Genomic DNA, 18,565 nt, shown 5'->3' on the forward strand with positions numbered 1-18,565 from the left:
CCGTCGGCCTGAACGAGGCGACGATCGCCAAGTACATCAGGGAGCAGGAGTCCCACGACATCGCGCTGGACAAGCTGAGCGTGAAGGAGTACGAGGACCCCTTCAAGAGGGGGTGATGCTGCCGGTTCGACCGGCGCGCCACGGGTCAAGATGCACTAGGCCTGGACGAAGTCCGGGCCCGCGCCTTTAGACGCGAGCCCGGGGCCCGTGGGTTATACCCTAAGAGCAAACCACCCTTTTTAAGGGTGGTTCTGATTATCATTGACACCCTTCAGAAGATTCGGGAGGCTGGCGGGGATAAGTACAGCTACGCCAACGATTATGAGGTGGTAGGAAAGCTGAAACGCCTTGCTGACGCTTGCGGCGTCTGCCTCCTACTGGTACATCACACTCGGAAGCAGCAGGCCGACGACAAGTTTGATATGATCTCCGGCACCAACGGCCTGTCGGGGGCAGCAGACGGGGCCTTTCTTCTTCAGAAGGAGAAGCGGACGGACGGCACCGCCACCTTGGATGTGGTAGGACGTGACCAGCAAGACCAGCGGCTCTATCTCATTAAGGACAAGGAACACCTGACATGGACACTGGAGCGGATGGAAACGGAGTTGTGGGTAGAACCCCCCGACCCGGTGCTGGAGGCCGTAGCCGCCTTTATCACGGCGGAGAGGCCGTCCTGGGGCGGTACGGCCACGGAGTTGGCGGCAGCCCTGCAAGTGGATATGAAGCCCAATGCCCTGGCGATGCGGCTGAACGTCCGGGCCGGGAAACTGGCAACGGACTATCATATCCGCTATGAGAACACCCGCACCCACGCCGAGAAGTATCAGCCTGACCCTGGATCCTCCCCAAGCGTGACGACCGTGACGGCTGTGACGGCTTTTTTGAGAGCGGGGGCGGTGTCCAAAACATCGTCACGGTCGTCACGGCTGTCACGGGGAGCGGGGTCAAATGTCAAGGGGGCATACCTGTGGGTGGAGATTGCCGCAAGGCAATACAACCCGAACCCCTTGATATTTGGCCCACGGAGGACACTTGCCGGGTGGTGGAAAGGCTGTGCCTTTCCACCTGCCCAACGGCGAGTGGAAAAGTTTAGGCGGGGTGCAGGGCGCCCTTTTCAAAGGGCGGCCCTGCTGGGGGAGGCAACCGCAGTTGCCGGGGGCAAAGCCCCCGCACCCCCTCGGAGAGCCCACGGCACTTTCGCACCAACGGGGCGAAAGTGCCATAGTGGGTTATTACACTTCCCGCAGGAAGTGCCTTCCCCGAACCCCCGTCCATTTTCAACAACCAAACATCTGAAATGGGAGGATTTTTGCCTATGGCGAGAGGCGACGGCATTGACCGCACCAACGCAAGAAATATGAGGCTGACCGCTGCTAAAATCGGCAACACCCAGCAGCACAACGAACGCGAGAAGGATTCCTATGTCAACCAGGACATTGTACCAGAGCGGACGTCGCTCAATGTCCATTTCAAGGTCCCATCCGCAGGGTATCAGGAGATGTTCTCCCAAATGGAGGCCGATGGTGTGATCTCCACCCGTGGCATTAAGGCGGACGCATTTCGATACGGTGAGTTGGTCTTTGATGTGAACTCCGCCTACTTCTACAATCACGGCGGCTATGACTTCGCAAAACAATTTTACACCGACGCATACAAATCCGCAATCAAAATCGTAGGTGGAGAGCAGTATATTTTGTCGGCGGTCATGCACGCCGACGAACGCAACCGGGCTATGTCCGAGGCGCTGGGAGAGGACGTGTACCACTACCACCTCCATGTGGTCTATATCCCGGTGGTGGAGAAGGAGATACGATGGACAAAGCGGTGCAAGGACAAATCCCTGGTGGGCAAGGTCAAAGAAACCGTTATGCAGGTCAGCATGAGCAAAAAGTGGGCATCCCAGCCCGCAGTAGACGAGGCCACCGGGGAGCCATTACGAACAGCAAAGGGCAAGCCTGTGCTGAGAAAGTCGTACAGCGTCTTGCAGGATGATTTCTTTCAGCAGATGCGCTCCGCTGGCTACACGGACTTGGAGCGTGGAGAGCGTGGCAGTTCCGAGGAACATCTGACGGTCACGCAGTTCAAGGTGAAGTGTGAACAGGAGCGGCTTGCACAGCTTCAGGAGGCGGCTGTGCTGGCCCAGGCCGAGGTTGACCGAAGGAACAGGGAGGCGGCAGCTGCCGAAAAGGAAGCGGCCCAGGCCAAGGCCAAACTAAACGATGTGGCCCACATGCTGAAAGGCATGGAGAAGCTGGCGGAGGAATTTTCCAGCGACCCGGAACAGGTCTTGCCAGAAGCGGGACCGCTGGAATCGGCCAGGGCCTACCGGGAGAAAAAGGCCAAGCCCTTATGGGCGAAGATCGTCAAGGTGCTGCGGTCTGTCTACCGGGCCTACTGCGACCTCAAATCCAAATTTGAGCGGCTGCAAGCGGACTATGGCCGGGAGGTCAGCAAAAATAGTTCCTTATCAGAAAGGATTTACGAGGTCTGCGCCGAGAGGGACAGTCTAAAGGGAAAGGTCAGGGACTATGAGCGGGTCAGGCGGGCCATTGGCCCGGAACAGGCGGACAGAATATTAGAGGCCGCTTACCAGCAGGAACAGGCTGAAAAGGAACGGAAACGGGACGCAAGGCAAAAAGCAAGATTAGGCGCACGATAATCACCAAAAACGGAGGGTGTTCCAGTGAATGCCCTCCTGATTTATTTGGGGAATCGGGTAAAATAATTTCTTGTTTTTTAGAGTGTACTATGATATACTGCTATTATCTTGATTTGAGGAGTCTAACAAATATGCGGCAAGGTATTCTTAAATAAAATTTGATAATGGGCGCAAAAATGATTGCCCCTTGCAGGGGCTTAGTTTTTGTACCCAATTTAAGAATACTTTTGCCTTTTTAGTAAATATCGTGACGGACAGCGGCTCATGTAAGCCGTCATACTTCTGTTTGTCCGAAGTCATGATCCCCAGCGGTAAAAGTATTAGCCGCTGGGGATTTTTGCGCCCATTTGGGCCTTGTATGGAGGATAGACATGAACATTATCAATATCGGGATTCTTGCCCATGTAGACGCTGGAAAGACAACCTTGACGGAGAGCCTGCTATATGCCAGCGGAGCCATTTCAGAACCGGGGAGCGTCGAAAAAGGGACAACGAGGACGGACACCATGCTTTTGGAGCGGCAGCGTGGGATTACCATTCAAGCGGCAGTCACTTCCTTCCAGTGGCACAGATGTAAAGTCAACATTGTGGATACGCCCGGCCACATGGATTTTTTGGCGGAGGTGTACCGCTCTTTGGCTGTTTTAGATGGGGCCATCTTGGTGATCTCCGCTAAAGATGGTGTGCAGGCCCAGACCCGTATTCTGTTCCATGCCCTGCGGAAAATGGACATTCCCACCGTTATCTTTATCAATAAGATCGACCAGGCTGGCGTTGATTTGCAGGGCGTGTATCAGTCTGTTCGGGATAAGCTCTCCGCCGATATTATCATCAAGCAGACGGTGTCGCTGTCCCCGGAAATAGTCCTGGAGGAAAATACCGACATAGAAGCATGGGATGCGGTCATCGAAAATAACGATGAATTATTGGAAAAGTATATCGCAGGAGAACCAATCAGCCGGGAAGAACTTGCGCAGGAGGAACAGCGGCGGGTTCAAGACGCCTCCCTGTTCCCGGTCTATCATGGCAGCGCCAAAAAGGGCCTTGGCATTCAACCGTTGATGGATGCGGTGACAGGGCTGTTCCAACCGATTGGGGAACAGGGGAGCGACGCCCTATGCGGCAGCGTTTTCAAGGTGGAGTATACAGATTGTGGCCAGCGGCTTATCTATCTGCGGCTATACAGCGGAACGCTGCGCCTGCGGGATACGGTGGCCCTGGCCGGGAGAGAAAAGCTGAAAATCACAGAGATGCGTATTCCATCCAAAGGGGAAATTGTTCGGACAGACACCGCTTATCCGGGTGAAATTGTTATCCTTCCCAGCGACAGCGTGGGATTAAACGATGTATTAGGGGACCCAACCCGGCTCCCTCGTAAAAGGTGGCGTGAGGACCCCCTCCCCATGCTGCGGACGTCGATTGCGCCGAAAACGGCAGCGCAAAGAGAACGGCTGCTGGACGCTCTTACGCAACTTGCGGATACTGACCCGCTTTTGCGCTGCGAGGTGGATTCCATCACCCATGAGATCATTCTTTCTTTTTTGGGCCGGGTGCAGTTGGAGGTTGTTTCCGCTTTGCTGTCGGAAAAATACAAGCTTGAAACAGTGGTAAAGGAACCCACCGTCATTTATATGGAGCGGCCGCTCAAAGCAGCCAGCCACACCATCCATATCGAGGTGCCGCCCAACCCGTTTTGGGCATCCATCGGACTGTCTGTTACGCCGCTCCCGCTTGGCTCCGGTGTACAATACGAGAGCCGGGTTTCGCTGGGATACTTGAACCAGAGTTTTCAAAACGCTGTCAGGGATGGTATCCGTTACGGGCTGGAGCAGGGCTTGTTCGGCTGGAACGTAACGGACTGTAAGATTTGCTTTGAATACGGGCTTTATTACAGTCCGGTCAGCACGCCGGCGGACTTCCGCTCATTGGCCCCGATTGTATTGGAACAGGCATTGAAGGAATCAGGGACGCAACTGCTGGAACCTTATCTCTCCTTCACCCTCTATGCGCCCCGGGAATACCTTTCCAGGGCTTATCATGATGCACCGAAATACTGTGCCACCATCGAAACGGTCCAGGTAAAAAAGGATGAAGTTGTCTTTACTGGCGAGATTCCCGCCCGCTGTATACAGGCATACCGTACTGATCTGGCCTTTTACACCAACGGGCGGAGCGTATGCCTGACGGAACTGAAAGGGTATCAGGCCGCTGTCGGCGAGCCGGTCATCCAGCCCCGCCGTCCAAACAGCCGCCTGGACAAGGTGCGCCATATGTTCAGTAAGATCACTTGAAGTCTCCAGCTCCAGCTACATGGATGTGTTCTATCCGAAGTACCAGGTGACCTGGGATATGATGAACGTTGCCGGTCCGAACAGCATGTTCATGCACTGCCTGCCCGCCAACCGTGGCGAGGAAGTCGTCGACGAGGTCATGGACGATCCCGAGCGCTCCCTGTGCTGGGTCGAGGCCGAGAACCGCAAGCACTCCATTCGCGCCATCCTGGCCACTCTGTGCCCCCAGAGCGAGCCCGACGAGCAGAAGGCTGCGGCATACCGCGCCACCATCAATGAGCGCATGGCCGCTCTCGGTAAGCACGGTCTGTAAGACGTACCAGGTCGGGCGAGCTACGGCTCGCCCGCCTTCGCAGGAGATGGGCGACCTCATGGCCATCGGCGAGGAGAACTGCAAGGTCTCCGACGACAACCGAGTGCATCAAGGGCGCCGACTTCATCTACACCGACGTGTGGTATGGCCTGTACGATGCTTTCTGATGGGCGGCAGCAGATGCTTGTCTCTTGCTGCCCATCATCTGCGCCACTGCGCGTAGGCACTGGCGCCCTGTCTGAAGTTAAACAGACCTTTCGAGTGTGCACGAAGTGATTGCGCCAACAACGAAGCCCCAACCTGCTCGCTAACTCATGGGCAAGCCACCTGAGACTACTCATTTCCCCTACTAGCAATGAAGGCCTGCAACCTGCAGTTTTGCAAACTGCTTGAAAGGCGCCTGCGTTGATTCACTTCCTATTGCAGCTGGCGGCTCGCACACGAAAAGGCACTTGAGTTTCAAAGCGGGCGTTTTCGTCGATATCGAACCTCTAAAGGCTGTCCGCCGTGCCCTTTGGGACAAAAACGAAAACTCAAAGCCCCGAGTTTGGAATGAGTTTTTGAGATTGCCCCGGCTTTTGTCCCCGAAGCCGATGAAACACGACATAGTGTTACTTGGCGGCACTCGGTTTGAGACGGCATCGAAAACTGAGGACAACTGGAATGTCGGGACAGTAAAACTGAAGCCATCGAGTGGGAGTAGGCCGATAGGGTTCTGACCTGCGATTTTGAGTGCCGCACTGTGCCGCTGAGTTTCGTTTCGTACGAGAGTCATGACAAAGCCACCAGCGACGGAGATGAGTAAAAGCGATTAAAGAGCCTCCGTTCCCTGCGTTGGGACGGAGGCTCTTTCTTTGCCGTTTTACTCCCTTGTCTCCGTTCGGGGATTATTTCTTGCTCATTTAGGGTTATTCGCGCTGAAAGATTTTGACTAGCTTGGTGTCCTTTATTTCGTAAATAATGTCTGCGACGTTCTCGACCAGCCTCTTATCGTGGGAGACGAACACTATCGTTCCGGCATAGGCGCTCATCATCTGCTCGAGGGCTTCGGCGCTCTTGATGTCCAGGTAATTTCCAGGCTCGTCCATGAGCAAGATGTTGTATCTGCCCAGCAGCATCTTCGCGAGCAGCAGCTTGATGACTTCGCCTCCCGAGAGAACGCCAACGTCCTTTGCCAGGTCACGCGGTCCGATTCCCATAGAGGCGAGGACGCTTCGGATTTCGGTCATGCTGTACTCGCAACCATCCTGCATGAACGAGATCGCAGACTGACGGGCGTCGAACTTGTAGCCTGTTTGCTCGAAGTAACCGATCTCTGCCTTGGGAGAGATGTTGATACCGTCGGCGCGTCGAGCGATTGCCTTCAGCAGGCTGGTCTTTCCCGTACCGTTGCCACCGGTGATGGCCACTTTGGCACCGAGCGGTATCTCGAATTTCGCGCGATCATAGAGCACGCAGCCGTCGAAGCTCAAGCTGAAATCGTCTGCCGAGATGGGAAATTTACTATGCAGTTCCAGGGCCTTGCTCTGGCGGAACCGCACGGTGCGAATGCTGTCGGGGGCCTCAATCCCTTCGAGCGCTTCGAGGCGCTTCTCCATGTCCTTAGCCGCCTGGTACATCCTCTTCTGTTTGGTGCCGGTTGCTTTCTGATGCCCCAATCGACCTGCATACTCGTTGCTTTTCTTTGCGCCCTTCCGCTTGGCGTCGACCTGCCGTGCTTTTTTCCGCTGTTTTTCGATGGCGGCTTCAAGGCGCTCGCGCTCGCGCATCGCCTCTTCGTATCGAGCCGCCTGAACTTTGCGCTCTTCTTCTTTCTGTCGCAGATAGTCGGTGTAGTCACCCCAGAATTCGGAAATACCGCCGTCTTTGAGCTCCCAGATCTTGTCCACCACCTGGTCGAGAAAATAACGGTCATGGCTCACGATGAGAAGGGCTCCATCAAATGCCTTGAGCTGCCCGACGAGAAGGCTGATGCCGTCTTGGTCGAGGTGGCTCGTAGGCTCATCAGCAAAGATCGCGCTTGCATGCCGGGAGAGCGCAGAGGCAATCTTGGCGCGTGTTTCCTCTCCGCCGCTCATCGTCTCTTGCGCCACTCCGGCGACGTTGAGACGGGAGAGCATCTCACCACTGTCCTGAGCCGCATCAAGGTCGAGTTCATCGAGTTGGCCGATGAGGGCAATGCTGCCGAAGCGCCTGACGTCGGCGTCCGCAATGGTAAGATCACCGCTCAGGATTTTTAGCAGGCTGGTTTTGCCTGCGCCATTGTCTCCCACCAAGCCGATGCGATCGTAGGAGTAGATTTCCAACTCTTCGATATCCAGGATATCGCGGCCGGCATATTCCAAAAAGATGTCTTTAGCTTTGACTATGAGTTCCATAGGTTGAACCGCCTTTTGTGTATTAGCCTTTTACTGGAAGCGCAGCCATGCCAAAAAAGATTGCTCACGTCGATTTTTCGCCTTTGCCCAATTGCCGGCGCGAGCGTTTTGACCTTGCGCAAGCCGGCAAATCCGAAAATGATAGTTGGCGACGAATAAGGAGCGCGATGCGGAATGTCGGTGCAATACCTCGTCGTCGCAAGGGCTTGAAGGCTGACGCTTGAACCGATGGCTGCTGCCTCTTTTTTTCGAATACTTGGGCTATTGAATCTGCCCGGTATCTCTTTTCCCCGCGTTTCGGACGCTCGGAGCAAGCAGCATAGCCATCGCAAGCAGTACCATGGTCGCTCCAGAGCCGACGAACCATAACGGAGCTCCAAGCAGATCCGCAAAAACGGAGGGGGCTGCGAGGCCCATGGGCATGGCCCACGCCATGATGGTTCCGTAGAGGCCGAAAACGCGGCCTAGGTACTCAGGAGGTATCTGCTCCTGCATAAGGGCAGTCTGGGTTCCCGCGTACAACGGGGAGCATGCGCCCATAAGAAAGCTCACCGGCAGGAAAGCAGCGAACAATGACGGGCCGAGCGATCCGGATACGATTGCGGCAATGCCGAAGCCGGCAATCGCGGCGACCATGGTGAACGACCTATTGCGGAACCCTCCCGTGGCCGCCAAAATGCCGGACCCAGCCAGCATGCCTGCAGAAAAAAGGATTTCCACCAAAGCGGCATCCCCCGTGCTACCGCCAAAATGCCCCAAGGTCATTATTGGGAACAATGCCGCGAGCGGAGAGAACGCGAAAGCGAAGACGAACCCGCACCAAAGAAGGGCGAACAGCCCCCTGTACTCCCTAATCAGCTTGTAGCCGTCCGAAATCTCAGAGAAGAGCTCTCGAACCTTATTGGAAAAGGACAAGCTGCGGTCGGCTTCATCGAGGCCCCCTGCGTCTATCTGTGCGGCGAGGACGGCTAAAGAAGCGAAAAGCGCTCCCAGCACGTCGAGGGCAATCATGGCGGTAATGCCCGCCACGGGATAAATCACTGCTGCAAGCGCGGCGCCAAGAATGTATCCGCCGGACTGAATCGCCTGAGTCACCCCCGATAGGCGAACGAGATGCTCTGGCGGGGCGAGATGGGGCGTGAGAGATTGGGAGGCTGGCGTGTAGAACGAAGTACCAACTGCACGGAGAAACAGGGCGATGAGAATTAGCCATGCAGGTAAGCTGCCGGCCAACGAGGCAATCGCCAAGGCGGCACCCACCGCGGCAATGAAGAGGTCGGCGCCGATGAGGACACGTTTCAAAGGCAGTCTGTCGACAACGGCGCCCGCAAGGATTCCGAACAAAGCAATCGGCAGAAAGCCTGCCAGCGATGCTAAGGAGAGGAGAGAAGACGACCCTGTCGTGAGGGCGAGATGCCAAATAAGACCCATTTGGAGAATCGAACTCGTCAATGTCGAAACGAGCTCCCCGCCCCATACGAAACAAAGCTTGAATTGCCATGAATGGCACAGCAGAACAGACCTGCCCCGAGAGGTTTCAAATATCATGGTTATGTCCAATCGTGAAATGGCGTGCAGAAAAACAGCGCGACGCCACAACAGCGCCGCTTTCTAGGCGCTCATCCACGTGCGGAAAAGACCAACCACGACACCCCTCCTTTGTTAATTCGGTCTGGCAAACCATGTAATATTAACGAGGCTTGAGTTTGCCTGTCAAGAATCGAGCATCGGTAAGGGCAATCCTCTCTGGCCATTCGATTCCTTTTGTATCTTTGGTTGCATAGGTGACCCGCCAGGGCTATTACGCGTGGAAGAGGCGCCTGCCGAGCTGGCCGATGAGGCGCTGAAGATGGCCCTGGTCAGGCGAAACGATCCCAAGGGATGCGTACATCATTCGGATAGTAAGAATGTTGCCAGCAGGTTTTGCGGCAACCGCAAAGGAGCCGTATCCTGCAGCTGGAATCACGTTGCAGCATCCTGACCCGCATTCCGATTGGCGGACGGCCCGCTTCGGCATCCTGACCAGCACAGCGATCGAGCCTTGTCATTCCTTGGATATGCCGGTTGCTCGGGGCGGTCCCGACGGAGGCCCTCGCCTCCCCGGTCCGTGACCCAAGAAGGGCAAGCATGCTGATCTGCATGGCTGGTTCCTCCTTTATGTAGACGACCATGCAAAGAAGGGACAACCGAGGAGGCAGGTTACTGATGCGGGCTCCCGCACGCCCATGACTACCCGACGGGCTGTTTTTCATCTCCGATGCCCGCATTGCAGCATGAACGAATGTGCCTCGACATCTCTGCTGGCATGGTACGACTGGGATCGCACCTCGACGCATCCTTGCGCATACTGCCTTCCAAGTTTCGAAACCGGGAAGGAAAGTGTATGTGAGCGACGATATCGGCGCCGATTCGACGCTCGAGAGGGAGATTGCGCCGATTCTATCCATCGGGGATGCATTCCCGAAGATTCTCATCACTCGCACGAGGCATGAGCCCCATACCCGGGAGGGCGTGCTCGTGCTGAATTTCGCGAGGTGGCTGCTTGGCGGGTAGGGTTCTGAACGTCGCATTGGGATATCGCGCGACAGGGCACGCAGGGCTGTTTGTGCCCGCACGGGAAACGCCGTCGCCATGCGGGCGGCCTGTCGTGTCCGATTAGCCTTTTGCTAAACAGGCTTACGCCAACTCATGGGCAAGCCACCTGAGACTATTCACTTTGCTTATCGTTGACAAAGACCTGTGGCCTGCGGTTTTGTGAACGGCTCGTAAGCCACCCGCGTCGACTCACTTACTGTTGAAGCTGGTGGTTTGCAGGCTCAAAGGCGGTTGAGTTTCAAAACGGGCGTTTTTCGGCGATATCGAGCCTCCAAAGGCGGCTCTCCGTGCCCCTTGGGACAAAAATAAAAACTCAATACTCTGAGTTTGAAAATGGTTTTTGAAGTTGTCCCAGCTTTTGTCCCCGAAGCCGATGAAACGCGACGTCGCGTCATTCAGCGGCACTCACTTCGAGATGCCGCCGAAAACTGGGTGCAACTGGAGTGACGAGACGGCAAAACTATAACCACCGAGTGGGAATAGAACAGACGTTCGATTCTGTGTTATAATGACTGCCAATGGGCGCGGTTTCCTTCGAAGCCCCGCCCATTGCTATATTTGAACTGATATCGGCGAAAACCTAAGCTCATGGAGGGCTGTTGCGATGACATACGATTTCAAGAAGGAGTTCAGAGAGCTCTACAAGCCGTCGGGCAAGCCGAATGTCGTAACCGTTCCGCCCATGAGCTACGTCGCCGTGCGGGGCAAGGGCGATCCCAATGCCGAGGGCGGCGAGTACCAGAACGCGTTGCCGCTGCTCTACGGCGTCGCCTACACCATCAAGATGTCGAAAAAGGGCCCGCGGGGAATTGAAGGCTATTTCGACTTCGTCGTGCCGCCGCTCGAGGGCTTCTGGTGGCAAGACCGCGCCGATGGCGAAATCGATTATGCGCGGAAGGACGACTTCAGCTTCATCTCATGCATCCGCCTGCCCGATTTCGTCACTCGCGAGGATTTCGACTGGGCCGTTTCGGAAGCCGCCGCCAAAAAGAAGCTGGACTTCTCGGCGGTTGAGCTGCTGAGGGTTGACGAGGGCCTTTGCGTTCAATGCATGCACACCGGGCCCTACGACGGCGAACCGGCAACCATAGACGCCATGCGCGCATTCGCGGCGGAGCAGGGCTACGCCCCCGACTTCTCCGAATCCCGCCTCCATCACGAGATCTACCTCTCCGACCCACGCAAGTGCGCGCCGGAGAAGCTCAAGACCGTGATCCGCCATCCCATCAAGGCGATGTAGCGAAACGAGCGGCGCCGCGCGCTCCGGCTTTTGGGGTTTAGCAATTGACGGTCCATGTTAATCGGGCAGGCTGTCCAGCCTCCCGGCGAAAACTTGCGCGGACCGTGGGCATATTGCCTTCTCGGTTTCGAAACTTTCAAATAACTAGAGTTTCGAAACCGAGAAGGAGCGAATGATGACTTGGGTAGACCGCAATGCATACATGGAGCGGCTTTGGGCACTCGAAGGCACCCGAAACATCAAAGTGATCACGGGGATGCGCCGCTCCGGCAAGTCCGAGCTTATGAAGGCGTTCTCCGCCTCTGTTGCTCAGAAGGATCCGTCCGCCAACAACATCTACATTGACCTGCTGGATCTCGACAACGAGCCGTTGCTCGAGTACCACGGTAAGCGCCATAACTGCCGCGTAGGGTACCCGAAGACTTCCTAGGAGGTCTTCGGGAGGAGTCCTAGGAGAGCTTCGGTTTTAAGCGCGGTGATGGCGCAATCGCCATATGAGCAGGCACGGGTGATTGATGCCGTCGACGATATGCAGACCCGCGGGAATCTACGCCCGGCGCCTCCTCGGCTCGGGCAGCTCCTGAAGCATGCCCTCCACGATGGTGCGCACGGCGGCTTTGTCCTCCACGTCCACGAGCAGCATCTCCGCAGCGCCCTCGTAGGGCACGGCGGGCACCGAGAGCAGCGTGCGCGAGGACTCCGTGCTCTTCACCAGAAAGCGGTCGTCGTAGACGCCGCCGAAGAGCTTGCCCGACGCATAGAGCAGATACTCGCCCATCATCTTCCGATGCGAGACCTCCGGCACGTCGGCCAGCAGGTCGAGGACGTATTCCAGGTATTCTGCGCTTGACGCCATGCGATGCCCCTCCCTTAATTGACCCAGGTATCACCCGTCTCCTATAGCGAGTGAATATAAAAATAGGGCAGAGTCGCTTGCGCAAGTCCGCCCCTAAAACCGTGAAGGTTTTGCTATCTGCAGGCTATTCTACCAACCCGAGCGATTCTGTCAACCTGCGAAGGAACTCGAGCGCGGAGCGAGCTGCGGCGTCGGGCCCCTTGTCGGGCAGCGCCTCGGTTTCGCCGTCGGCCCTGGCGAACATCTCGGCGAGCTCGGATGCGGCGCGCGAGCGCGAGGAGCCCTCGGGTACCAAACCGGAGTGCGCCACGAGCACGGTCGCGACCTCCTGCATGGCCGTATTCCCCATCCACTTCCTCCTGGTCGCCTTGGGAATTCCCACGGCGGCGACCCTTCGGGAGACGCCGCTGGACGCCGAGCCCCGGGCGGCGCCCCTCTCGGCGAAGCAGTTGATCAGGCACGAGCCGTGCGCGGCGCAGTTGCGGACGGACTTCACGCGCTTGAGGTCGTAGTGGGAGGCCTCAAGGCGCCTGTCGCCCCATCGCCTGGCGCAGAAGCGCACGAAGTCGATGAGGGTGCCGAACGAGGTGAGCTCAAGGAAGGCCCAGGCAGGCATGTCGCCGGAGTACTTCGCGTAGAGGCTCGAGCTGTAGGGGCTGCGGCCGCTCATCTTGAGCTCGCGCAGGCGGTACTCCCTGTTTGCAGTGGTAAGCGATGCCATGTAGTCGGCCACGATGGCGTAGCCGTCCTCTCCGCGGTCCTCCATCTCGCGAAGCAGTGTCACCTTCTGGAAGTGCTCGATGTCGAGCGTCATGCCGAGCAGGGCGTGGCGCAGCTCCTGGTCGAGCGCCGCGAGCAGGCGCAGCTGGCCGAAGTCGAGGTCTACGTAGCGGCCGTCGCGCGGGCCTCCCTCGTATTTCGAGAAGAGTTTGCGGTAGGATGCGAGCTTGAAGAAGTTGCACTTGTCGCGCAGGTAGTCCGTGGCCTCTTCCTCGGAACACAGCTCGAAGGCTACGCCCTTCTGCTTGAGGTGCTCTATCTGCTGCTCGATCGTGAGGATCGGCTTCCTATCGTGGGGTTCGGCCATGCTCGTTCTCCTGTCATTGATTTGAGAATCCTATTCTACCAGCATGTTTGCCCTGAATCCTGAAGGCCCGTTCGCCAACTCATAAGCAAGCCACCTGAGACTACTCACTTTGTTCACGAATGGCGAAGACCTGCGACCTGGGGTTTTGCAAATGGCGCGCAAGCAACCCGCGTTAATTCACTTGCGATTGCAGCTGGCGGCTTGCGGGCAAAAGGGCGGTTGAGTTTCAAAACGGGCGTTTTCGGCGCCATCGAGCCTCCAAAGGCGACCCGCCGCGCACTTTGGGACAAAAACAAAAACTCAAAGCCCTGAGTTTGAAAAAAGTTTTTGAGGTTGTCCCAGCTTTTGTCCCCGAAGCCGACGAAACGCGACATCGCGTCATTCGGCGGCACGCGTTCCGTGTCGATGCCGAAAACTGGGTGTAACTGGAGTGACGGGACGGCAGAACCGACGCCATCGAGTGGGAATAAACGATATTCGTTGATTTCAAGCCTCTGACCTGCGAAAACAGGTCGGGGGCTTCTTATTTTGCAACCTCTGTGCAACCTTTGCGGTTTCGCGCCCCGTGAACAGGGGACGTAGCACTGTTCACGTCTGGGCCCATATCGGCACCGATCATTGCCCGCGCTGCTTCTGCTTGCGCTTCAGCTTCCGCTGCTCGAGGCACGTCGCCCGGGGTTCCTCGCCAGAGGAGAACTGACCGTTCCTTGCGAAACCGCGAGACCAGCTATATCCGCTTGCTGCGGGCTTGCTTGAGCCAGTTCCTCTTGAAAGAGCCTATACCTCCGAAGAACTTGTTGTACGTCTCACCGTCCTCCTTGGCCTCGTACTTGACCAAGGCAAGTTCGATAGTACAGAGGCAATCCGCCACTTGCTCGAGGCGGTAGTCGGTCATCGAGGTCTTGCGGCGTCGGACGACCCCTTCTGAGAGGACCTTGCCCACCGAGTCGTCTCGCCCGCGGAACAGAAGGAGCGCATCCTCGCGACCTTCGGCGACCCGTGCTGCGAGATGGAGGGCTGCACCATCGCGCAGGGCCCTTTCCAAAGCGAAGTGTCGAGCCGAAGTGTTGAGCGTCGGCCCTGAATGTTCAATGGCCGTTGTTTTCTGCCCCTCAAGTGGTGAACTTCTCCTCGGGGCTGTTGATTCCCCCACGCGCCCCCTTCCGTTCTCTGTGTTCCCCTTATACTCCTTGTACAAGGAGGTAAGAAGTCATGGACAAGACCGCACAGGACAGCTTGGCAAAGAAGCCCGTCGACATGAGGGACAGGATTCTCGAGCATCTCGAGGCCCTCACCTCTGCCGTCTCGCTCGACGACCTTGCCCGTCTGTCCACCTCCGACATCGCCGAGACGCTCATCATCTCCAGGAGTCTGGCGAGCCAGTACCTCAACGACCTTGTTCGCGCCGGCCTTGTGGTTAAGGTGGCGGGCAGGCCTGTCCGTTATTTTCATCGCCGCGCGTTCCAGAAGCGTTTTCAGGTAAAGCTCTCTGCAAGCGAGTACGCCTCGCTCGCCGACCTCATCCAGGCGACGGGAATCGCCGATCACCGTGACTTCGCGCGTGCCGTGGGCTTTGACCTGAGCCTCAGCTCCGTTGTCGAGCAGTGCAAGGCTGCGGTTCAGTACCCTCCGTTCGGCCTGCCCATCCTCTTGAGCGGCGGCGTGGGTGTCGGCAAGTCTTTCCTTTCTCGTCTTGTGTACGAGTACGGCAAGAACCAGGGCTTGCTGTCCCGCGACTCCTCCTATGTGCGCATCGACTGCGCCGGGGTCCCGGACGCCGCCTCGTTCAACGGGCTTCTTGGCGAGTCGATCGCGAAATCGCGCGGGGGTGTGGTTTTTGTCAACGGCATCGAGGCACTCTCTCCCTCTGCGATGGAGCACTGCCTTGCGACGGCCCTCGGGCTCGATGCCTCCCAGGATGCGCCGCGCGCTCGCCTCGTTCTTTCGACGACGCTTTCCGCCGATGACCTGAAGGTTTCCTCGGCCTACAGCAAAATGCCCATCTGTGCCCGCGTCCCCTCACTCAAGGAGCGGACCCCCGAGGAGCGCGAGGATCTCATCTTGAGCTTCCTGCGCAGCGAGGGGTGCCGAATCGGTTCTGATGTGAAGATTAGCCGCGGCGCATACCGTTGCCTCGTGAACGCGGACTTTTCCGATAACATCGCCGGCTTGCGCGCCTGCGTGACGAACTGCTGCGCCAAAGCGTTCCTCAATCGCGAGGGCGACTACGTCGTCGTTCGCCCGTATCTTCTTCCCAGCGGGCTCCTCTCCTCCGCGCAGATCGATCAACAGCCCGATGATGGCGTTCTGATCGACGCGTCCCTGGATGCCGCCGAGAGCACAGGGCCGGTCGAGCAGGCGCTCGATGCCCTGTGCTCTCTCGATGAGCGATTCTGCGCCGGGGAGCTCTCTGTCTCCGAGCTCGTCTCGCAAGCTGTCTCTGCTGTGCGCGGCGTTGAGGATCACTTGATCTTCGGCCGCGGCGTTACCTCCTCGAGGTCGCGCGCCTTCGAGCGCATCGTGGGCGCGGTCCTTGCCGACGCAGGCTCTTCTTATGGCATCGAGCTTTCGAGGAAGGTCGCTTTTCTACTGGCCCAGGAGATTTGCCTGCAGTTGTGGCCGGGCATCGGCCTGGCTAAGCGAAAGTCTGCCTGTGCGGAGCAAATCTCCCATCTCCTCGGTGCCGTGACCTCCGAATTACCGTTTGCCTCGAGCGTCTCCGATCAGGTCGCCGCAGACGTGGAAGGGGCGCTGGGAATCTCGCTCGATCACTTCACGAAGACGCTTCTGACGCTGTGCGTCGCATCGGAGTCTCGCGACGCGAAGGCCCTTCGAACGCTCTGCGTCATCTTGTCCCACGGCTACTCAACGGCGACGAGCATCGCCGACGCGGCGAACCGTATGCTCGGCATGCATGTGTACGAGGCGGTCGACATGCCCTACGACCAGCAGCTGAAGGACATCGTCGGTCCGCTCCAGCGCCTCGTCGACCGCCATTCCTACTGCACCGGGGTTGTGTTCCTCGTCGATATGGGCTCCTTGGAGGAGGCCTATAAGGCCCTCGAGAACGTTACCGACTCCACTATCGGCGTGGTGAACAACGTCTCTACCGGTCTTGCGCTCGAGATCGGGGTCGGGCTGCTCGGCGGCAAGTCCATCGCCGAGGTTCTTGGCGATGCGACCGCCGCGTGCGTGACGCACTGCAAGGTGATCGAGCGCGTCAACCGTGAGGACGCCATCGTCTTCTGCTCCGAGTCCGGGGTCGACGCCGCGGAGAGGATACGCCAGCTCGTCTCGCAGAGCCTCCCGCGCACCATAGGCGCGCGCCTGCTCACGAGGCCCTTCAAGCAGCTCGTCGCGAACGGGTCGAATGACGCCGTTTTCTCCGAGCACCGCGTCTGCGCCGTCATCGGCACGGGAGACCCCGGGGTCGCCTCCGTCCCCTTCGTCGCCCTCGAGGACATCATGTCGACGGCGTCCGCCTCTAAGGTTGATGCCGTGTTCGGCAGGTGGCTTGACGCTTCCGAGCTCTCTTCTTTCCACGAGAAGCTGCTCTCGAACATGACGCTGCAGAACGTCATCCGCTCCATCACCATCCTCGACCCGGAGCGGCTATTCCACGAGATCGAGAGCGCCGTGCACGAGCTTCAGCGCAGGACAGGCGAGAAGATCGGCAGCAACGCCATCATTGGGCTCTACGTCCACCTCTGCTGTCTCGTCGAGCGCCTTGTTACCAGAAACCCCATTGAGACCTACGTTGGCCAGGACCGCTTCGAGGAGGAGCGTGCCGATTTCATCGAGTCCTTCAGGCAGAGCTTCTCGAGCATCTCGACGCGCTATCGCGTAGAGGTTCCCGTAAGCGAGATCGCATATGTCTTCGACTACATAAGCGTGAGCGCCGCCCCGGCGCGAGAAGAGCGCCTCGGCTCCTCGGACCTCCTGCTCGACGAGTGACCTTCCCCGCGCCGCCGCAAGCTGACTGCGCGTCCTCAATAATCCGATAACCCCTTGCCCGGCGCGAATCCGGATAGCGCCGAGGCAGTACCGAACGTAAAACTTCATTTGATAGGAGCAAACATGAGTGTTGTTATGGCACGAATCGACAATCGCCTGCTTCACGGCATCATCGTGACGCAGTGGGCCCCGGTGTCGGGCGCGACCCGAGTCATGGTCATCGACGACAAGGTCGCCGGCGACGAGGTCCTGAAGTCCACTATGAGGATGGCGCGCCCCGCGGGCATGGCCGTCTCGATCATCTCCGAGCAGACCGCGCTCAAGAACTTCGCGGCGGGCAAGTACGACCGCGAGAAGGTCTTTGTCATCGCCAAGGAGCCCGAGACGATCCTTCACCTGGTCGAGTCGGGCATCGAGCTCCCGTCGCTGATCGTCGGCGGCTCTCTTGTCAAGGAGGGCGGCGTCCAGCTCACCCAGCGCGCCTATGCCTCCGCCGAGAACGTCCAGAGCTACAAGGCGCTCATCGCCCGCGGCGTCAAGGTGACGGCACAGTTCGTGCCCGCCGACAAGCCCGTCTCCGTCGCCGACCTCATCTAAGGAGGGATCATGGTCAACTTCACTATCCTGCAGGTCGTCCTTTTGACCCTGCTGGCCTTCATCAAGCACGTGGACTACTACGGCATCCCGATGATCTTCGTCAACTATGCCGTCTTCTGGGGCCTTATCACCGGCGTCGTCATGGGCGACTGGAGGACCGGCCTTGTCATCGGCGGTACCATTCAGCTCATGCAGCTCGGCGTCGCGGGCTTCGGCGGCTCGTCGATTCCCGACTACGGCACGATGGCCATCATCGCCACCGCCTACGGCGTGACCCTGGGCGCGGACACGGGCCTCGCCATCGGCCTGCCGGTCGGCATGCTCGGCATCCAGCTCGACGTCATCGTCAAGATCCTCAACGGCTTCGTCGTCGAGAAGTCCCAGAAGTTCTGCGACGAGGGCAAGTTCAAGCAGATGAACGCCATCCTGTGGGTCTGCCCCGCGCTCTTCGGCCTGTGCGCCGCCCTGCCCGTCTTTGTCTCCGTGACGCTCGGCCAGCCCGCCGTCAACTGGCTCCTCGAGGTCATGCCTCAGTGGTTCCTCTCCGGCCTCACCCTCGCCGGCAAGATGCTCCCGGCCATCGGTATCGCCATGC

Annotated in this window: 16 protein-coding genes and 1 pseudogene; 11 read left to right on the top strand and 6 right to left on the bottom strand. The window is 58.1% G+C overall.

All coding sequences use genetic code 11. The features are described from left to right. From ABHR76_RS00005 to ABHR76_RS00025, 5 genes and pseudogenes are all read left to right on the top strand, one after another. Window positions 1–116: pseudogene (locus ABHR76_RS00005) on the top strand (IS200/IS605 family transposase); the annotation flags it as partial. 129 nt (window positions 117–245) lie between these two features. Beyond that, on the top strand, window positions 246–1,361 hold the full coding sequence (locus ABHR76_RS00010) for an AAA family ATPase (RefSeq protein ID WP_346976425.1): 1,116 nt from the start codon (window positions 246–248) through the stop codon (window positions 1,359–1,361). Beyond that, window positions 1,316–2,659, top strand: a complete 1,344-nt coding sequence (locus ABHR76_RS00015) for a plasmid recombination protein (RefSeq protein WP_052792088.1) — start codon at window positions 1,316–1,318, stop codon at window positions 2,657–2,659. Before ABHR76_RS00010 ends, ABHR76_RS00015 begins: the two co-directional genes overlap by 46 nt. Window positions 2,660–3,030: 371 nt before the next feature. Continuing rightward, entirely contained in the window at window positions 3,031–4,950 is a 1,920-nt protein-coding gene (gene tet(W), locus ABHR76_RS00020) for a tetracycline resistance ribosomal protection protein Tet(W) (protein WP_346976426.1), read from the top strand. Between the two features lie 25 nt (window positions 4,951–4,975). Further along, window positions 4,976–5,263, top strand: a complete 288-nt coding sequence (locus tag ABHR76_RS00025; RefSeq protein ID WP_204371245.1) for a Rossmann-fold NAD(P)-binding domain-containing protein — start codon at window positions 4,976–4,978, stop codon at window positions 5,261–5,263. A gap of 908 nt (window positions 5,264–6,171) precedes the next feature. On the opposite strand, the gene abc-f is transcribed toward ABHR76_RS00025, so the two are convergent. Continuing rightward, window positions 6,172–7,641, bottom strand: a complete 1,470-nt coding sequence (gene abc-f / locus ABHR76_RS00030; protein WP_346976427.1) for a ribosomal protection-like ABC-F family protein — start codon at window positions 7,639–7,641, stop codon at window positions 6,172–6,174. Window positions 7,642–7,902: 261 nt separating this feature from the next. Further along, complete coding sequence (locus ABHR76_RS00035; RefSeq protein WP_346976428.1) at window positions 7,903–9,189, bottom strand: MFS transporter; 1,287 nt, start codon at window positions 9,187–9,189, stop codon at window positions 7,903–7,905. A gap of 837 nt (window positions 9,190–10,026) precedes the next feature. On the opposite strand from ABHR76_RS00035, the gene ABHR76_RS00040 reads away from it, so the two are divergent. The 3 genes from ABHR76_RS00040 to ABHR76_RS00050 all read left to right on the top strand — a co-directional run bounded on the left by ABHR76_RS00040 (window position 10,027) and on the right by ABHR76_RS00050 (window position 11,906). Continuing rightward, window positions 10,027–10,194 (top strand): hypothetical protein, encoded by a 168-nt coding sequence (locus ABHR76_RS00040; protein ID WP_157966984.1) that lies wholly within the window; start codon window positions 10,027–10,029, stop codon window positions 10,192–10,194. A gap of 646 nt (window positions 10,195–10,840) precedes the next feature. Then, the gene (locus ABHR76_RS00045) at window positions 10,841–11,476 is read left to right on the top strand and encodes a GyrI-like domain-containing protein (RefSeq protein WP_346976429.1); all 636 of its coding nucleotides are present in this window, start codon (window positions 10,841–10,843) and stop codon (window positions 11,474–11,476) included. A 172-nt stretch (window positions 11,477–11,648) separates the two neighbouring features. Then, complete coding sequence (locus tag ABHR76_RS00050; protein ID WP_346976430.1) at window positions 11,649–11,906, top strand: AAA family ATPase; 258 nt, start codon at window positions 11,649–11,651, stop codon at window positions 11,904–11,906. 117 nt (window positions 11,907–12,023) lie between these two features. On the opposite strand, the gene ABHR76_RS00055 is transcribed toward ABHR76_RS00050, so the two are convergent. The 4 genes from ABHR76_RS00055 to ABHR76_RS00070 all read right to left on the bottom strand — a co-directional run bounded on the left by ABHR76_RS00055 (window position 12,024) and on the right by ABHR76_RS00070 (window position 14,617). After that, on the bottom strand, window positions 12,024–12,332 hold the full coding sequence (locus tag ABHR76_RS00055; protein ID WP_346976431.1) for a TfoX/Sxy family protein: 309 nt from the start codon (window positions 12,330–12,332) through the stop codon (window positions 12,024–12,026). A 124-nt stretch (window positions 12,333–12,456) separates the two neighbouring features. Then, window positions 12,457–13,419: an Abi family protein gene (locus ABHR76_RS00060; protein ID WP_346976432.1), complete on the bottom strand. Its 963-nt coding sequence runs from the start codon at window positions 13,417–13,419 to the stop codon at window positions 12,457–12,459. A 113-nt stretch (window positions 13,420–13,532) separates the two neighbouring features. Continuing rightward, on the bottom strand, window positions 13,533–13,811 hold the full coding sequence (locus ABHR76_RS00065; protein WP_129583900.1) for a hypothetical protein: 279 nt from the start codon (window positions 13,809–13,811) through the stop codon (window positions 13,533–13,535). A gap of 335 nt (window positions 13,812–14,146) precedes the next feature. Beyond that, window positions 14,147–14,617 carry a hypothetical protein gene (locus ABHR76_RS00070; protein WP_346976433.1) on the bottom strand — a complete coding sequence of 157 codons (471 nt, stop codon included), beginning with the start codon at window positions 14,615–14,617 and terminating at the stop codon, window positions 14,147–14,149. 14 nt (window positions 14,618–14,631) lie between these two features. On the opposite strand from ABHR76_RS00070, the gene ABHR76_RS00075 reads away from it, so the two are divergent. The 3 genes from ABHR76_RS00075 to ABHR76_RS00085 form a co-directional block, all read left to right on the top strand. Further along, window positions 14,632–17,373 carry a PRD domain-containing protein gene (locus tag ABHR76_RS00075; RefSeq protein ID WP_346976434.1) on the top strand — a complete coding sequence of 914 codons (2,742 nt, stop codon included), beginning with the start codon at window positions 14,632–14,634 and terminating at the stop codon, window positions 17,371–17,373. A 123-nt stretch (window positions 17,374–17,496) separates the two neighbouring features. Next, a complete protein-coding gene (locus ABHR76_RS00080; protein ID WP_055287016.1) occupies window positions 17,497–17,970 on the top strand; it encodes a PTS sugar transporter subunit IIB in 474 nt (157 codons plus the stop codon). A 9-nt stretch (window positions 17,971–17,979) separates the two neighbouring features. Next, window positions 17,980–18,565, top strand: a 586-nt coding sequence (locus ABHR76_RS00085) for a PTS mannose/fructose/sorbose/N-acetylgalactosamine transporter subunit IIC (protein ID WP_346976435.1), incomplete at its 3' end; no start/stop codon positions are given.

Origin of the sequence: Collinsella aerofaciens, from assembly GCF_039752985.1 — a bacterium.
In the GTDB taxonomy this organism is placed as follows: domain Bacteria; phylum Actinomycetota; class Coriobacteriia; order Coriobacteriales; family Coriobacteriaceae; genus Collinsella; species Collinsella aerofaciens_BT.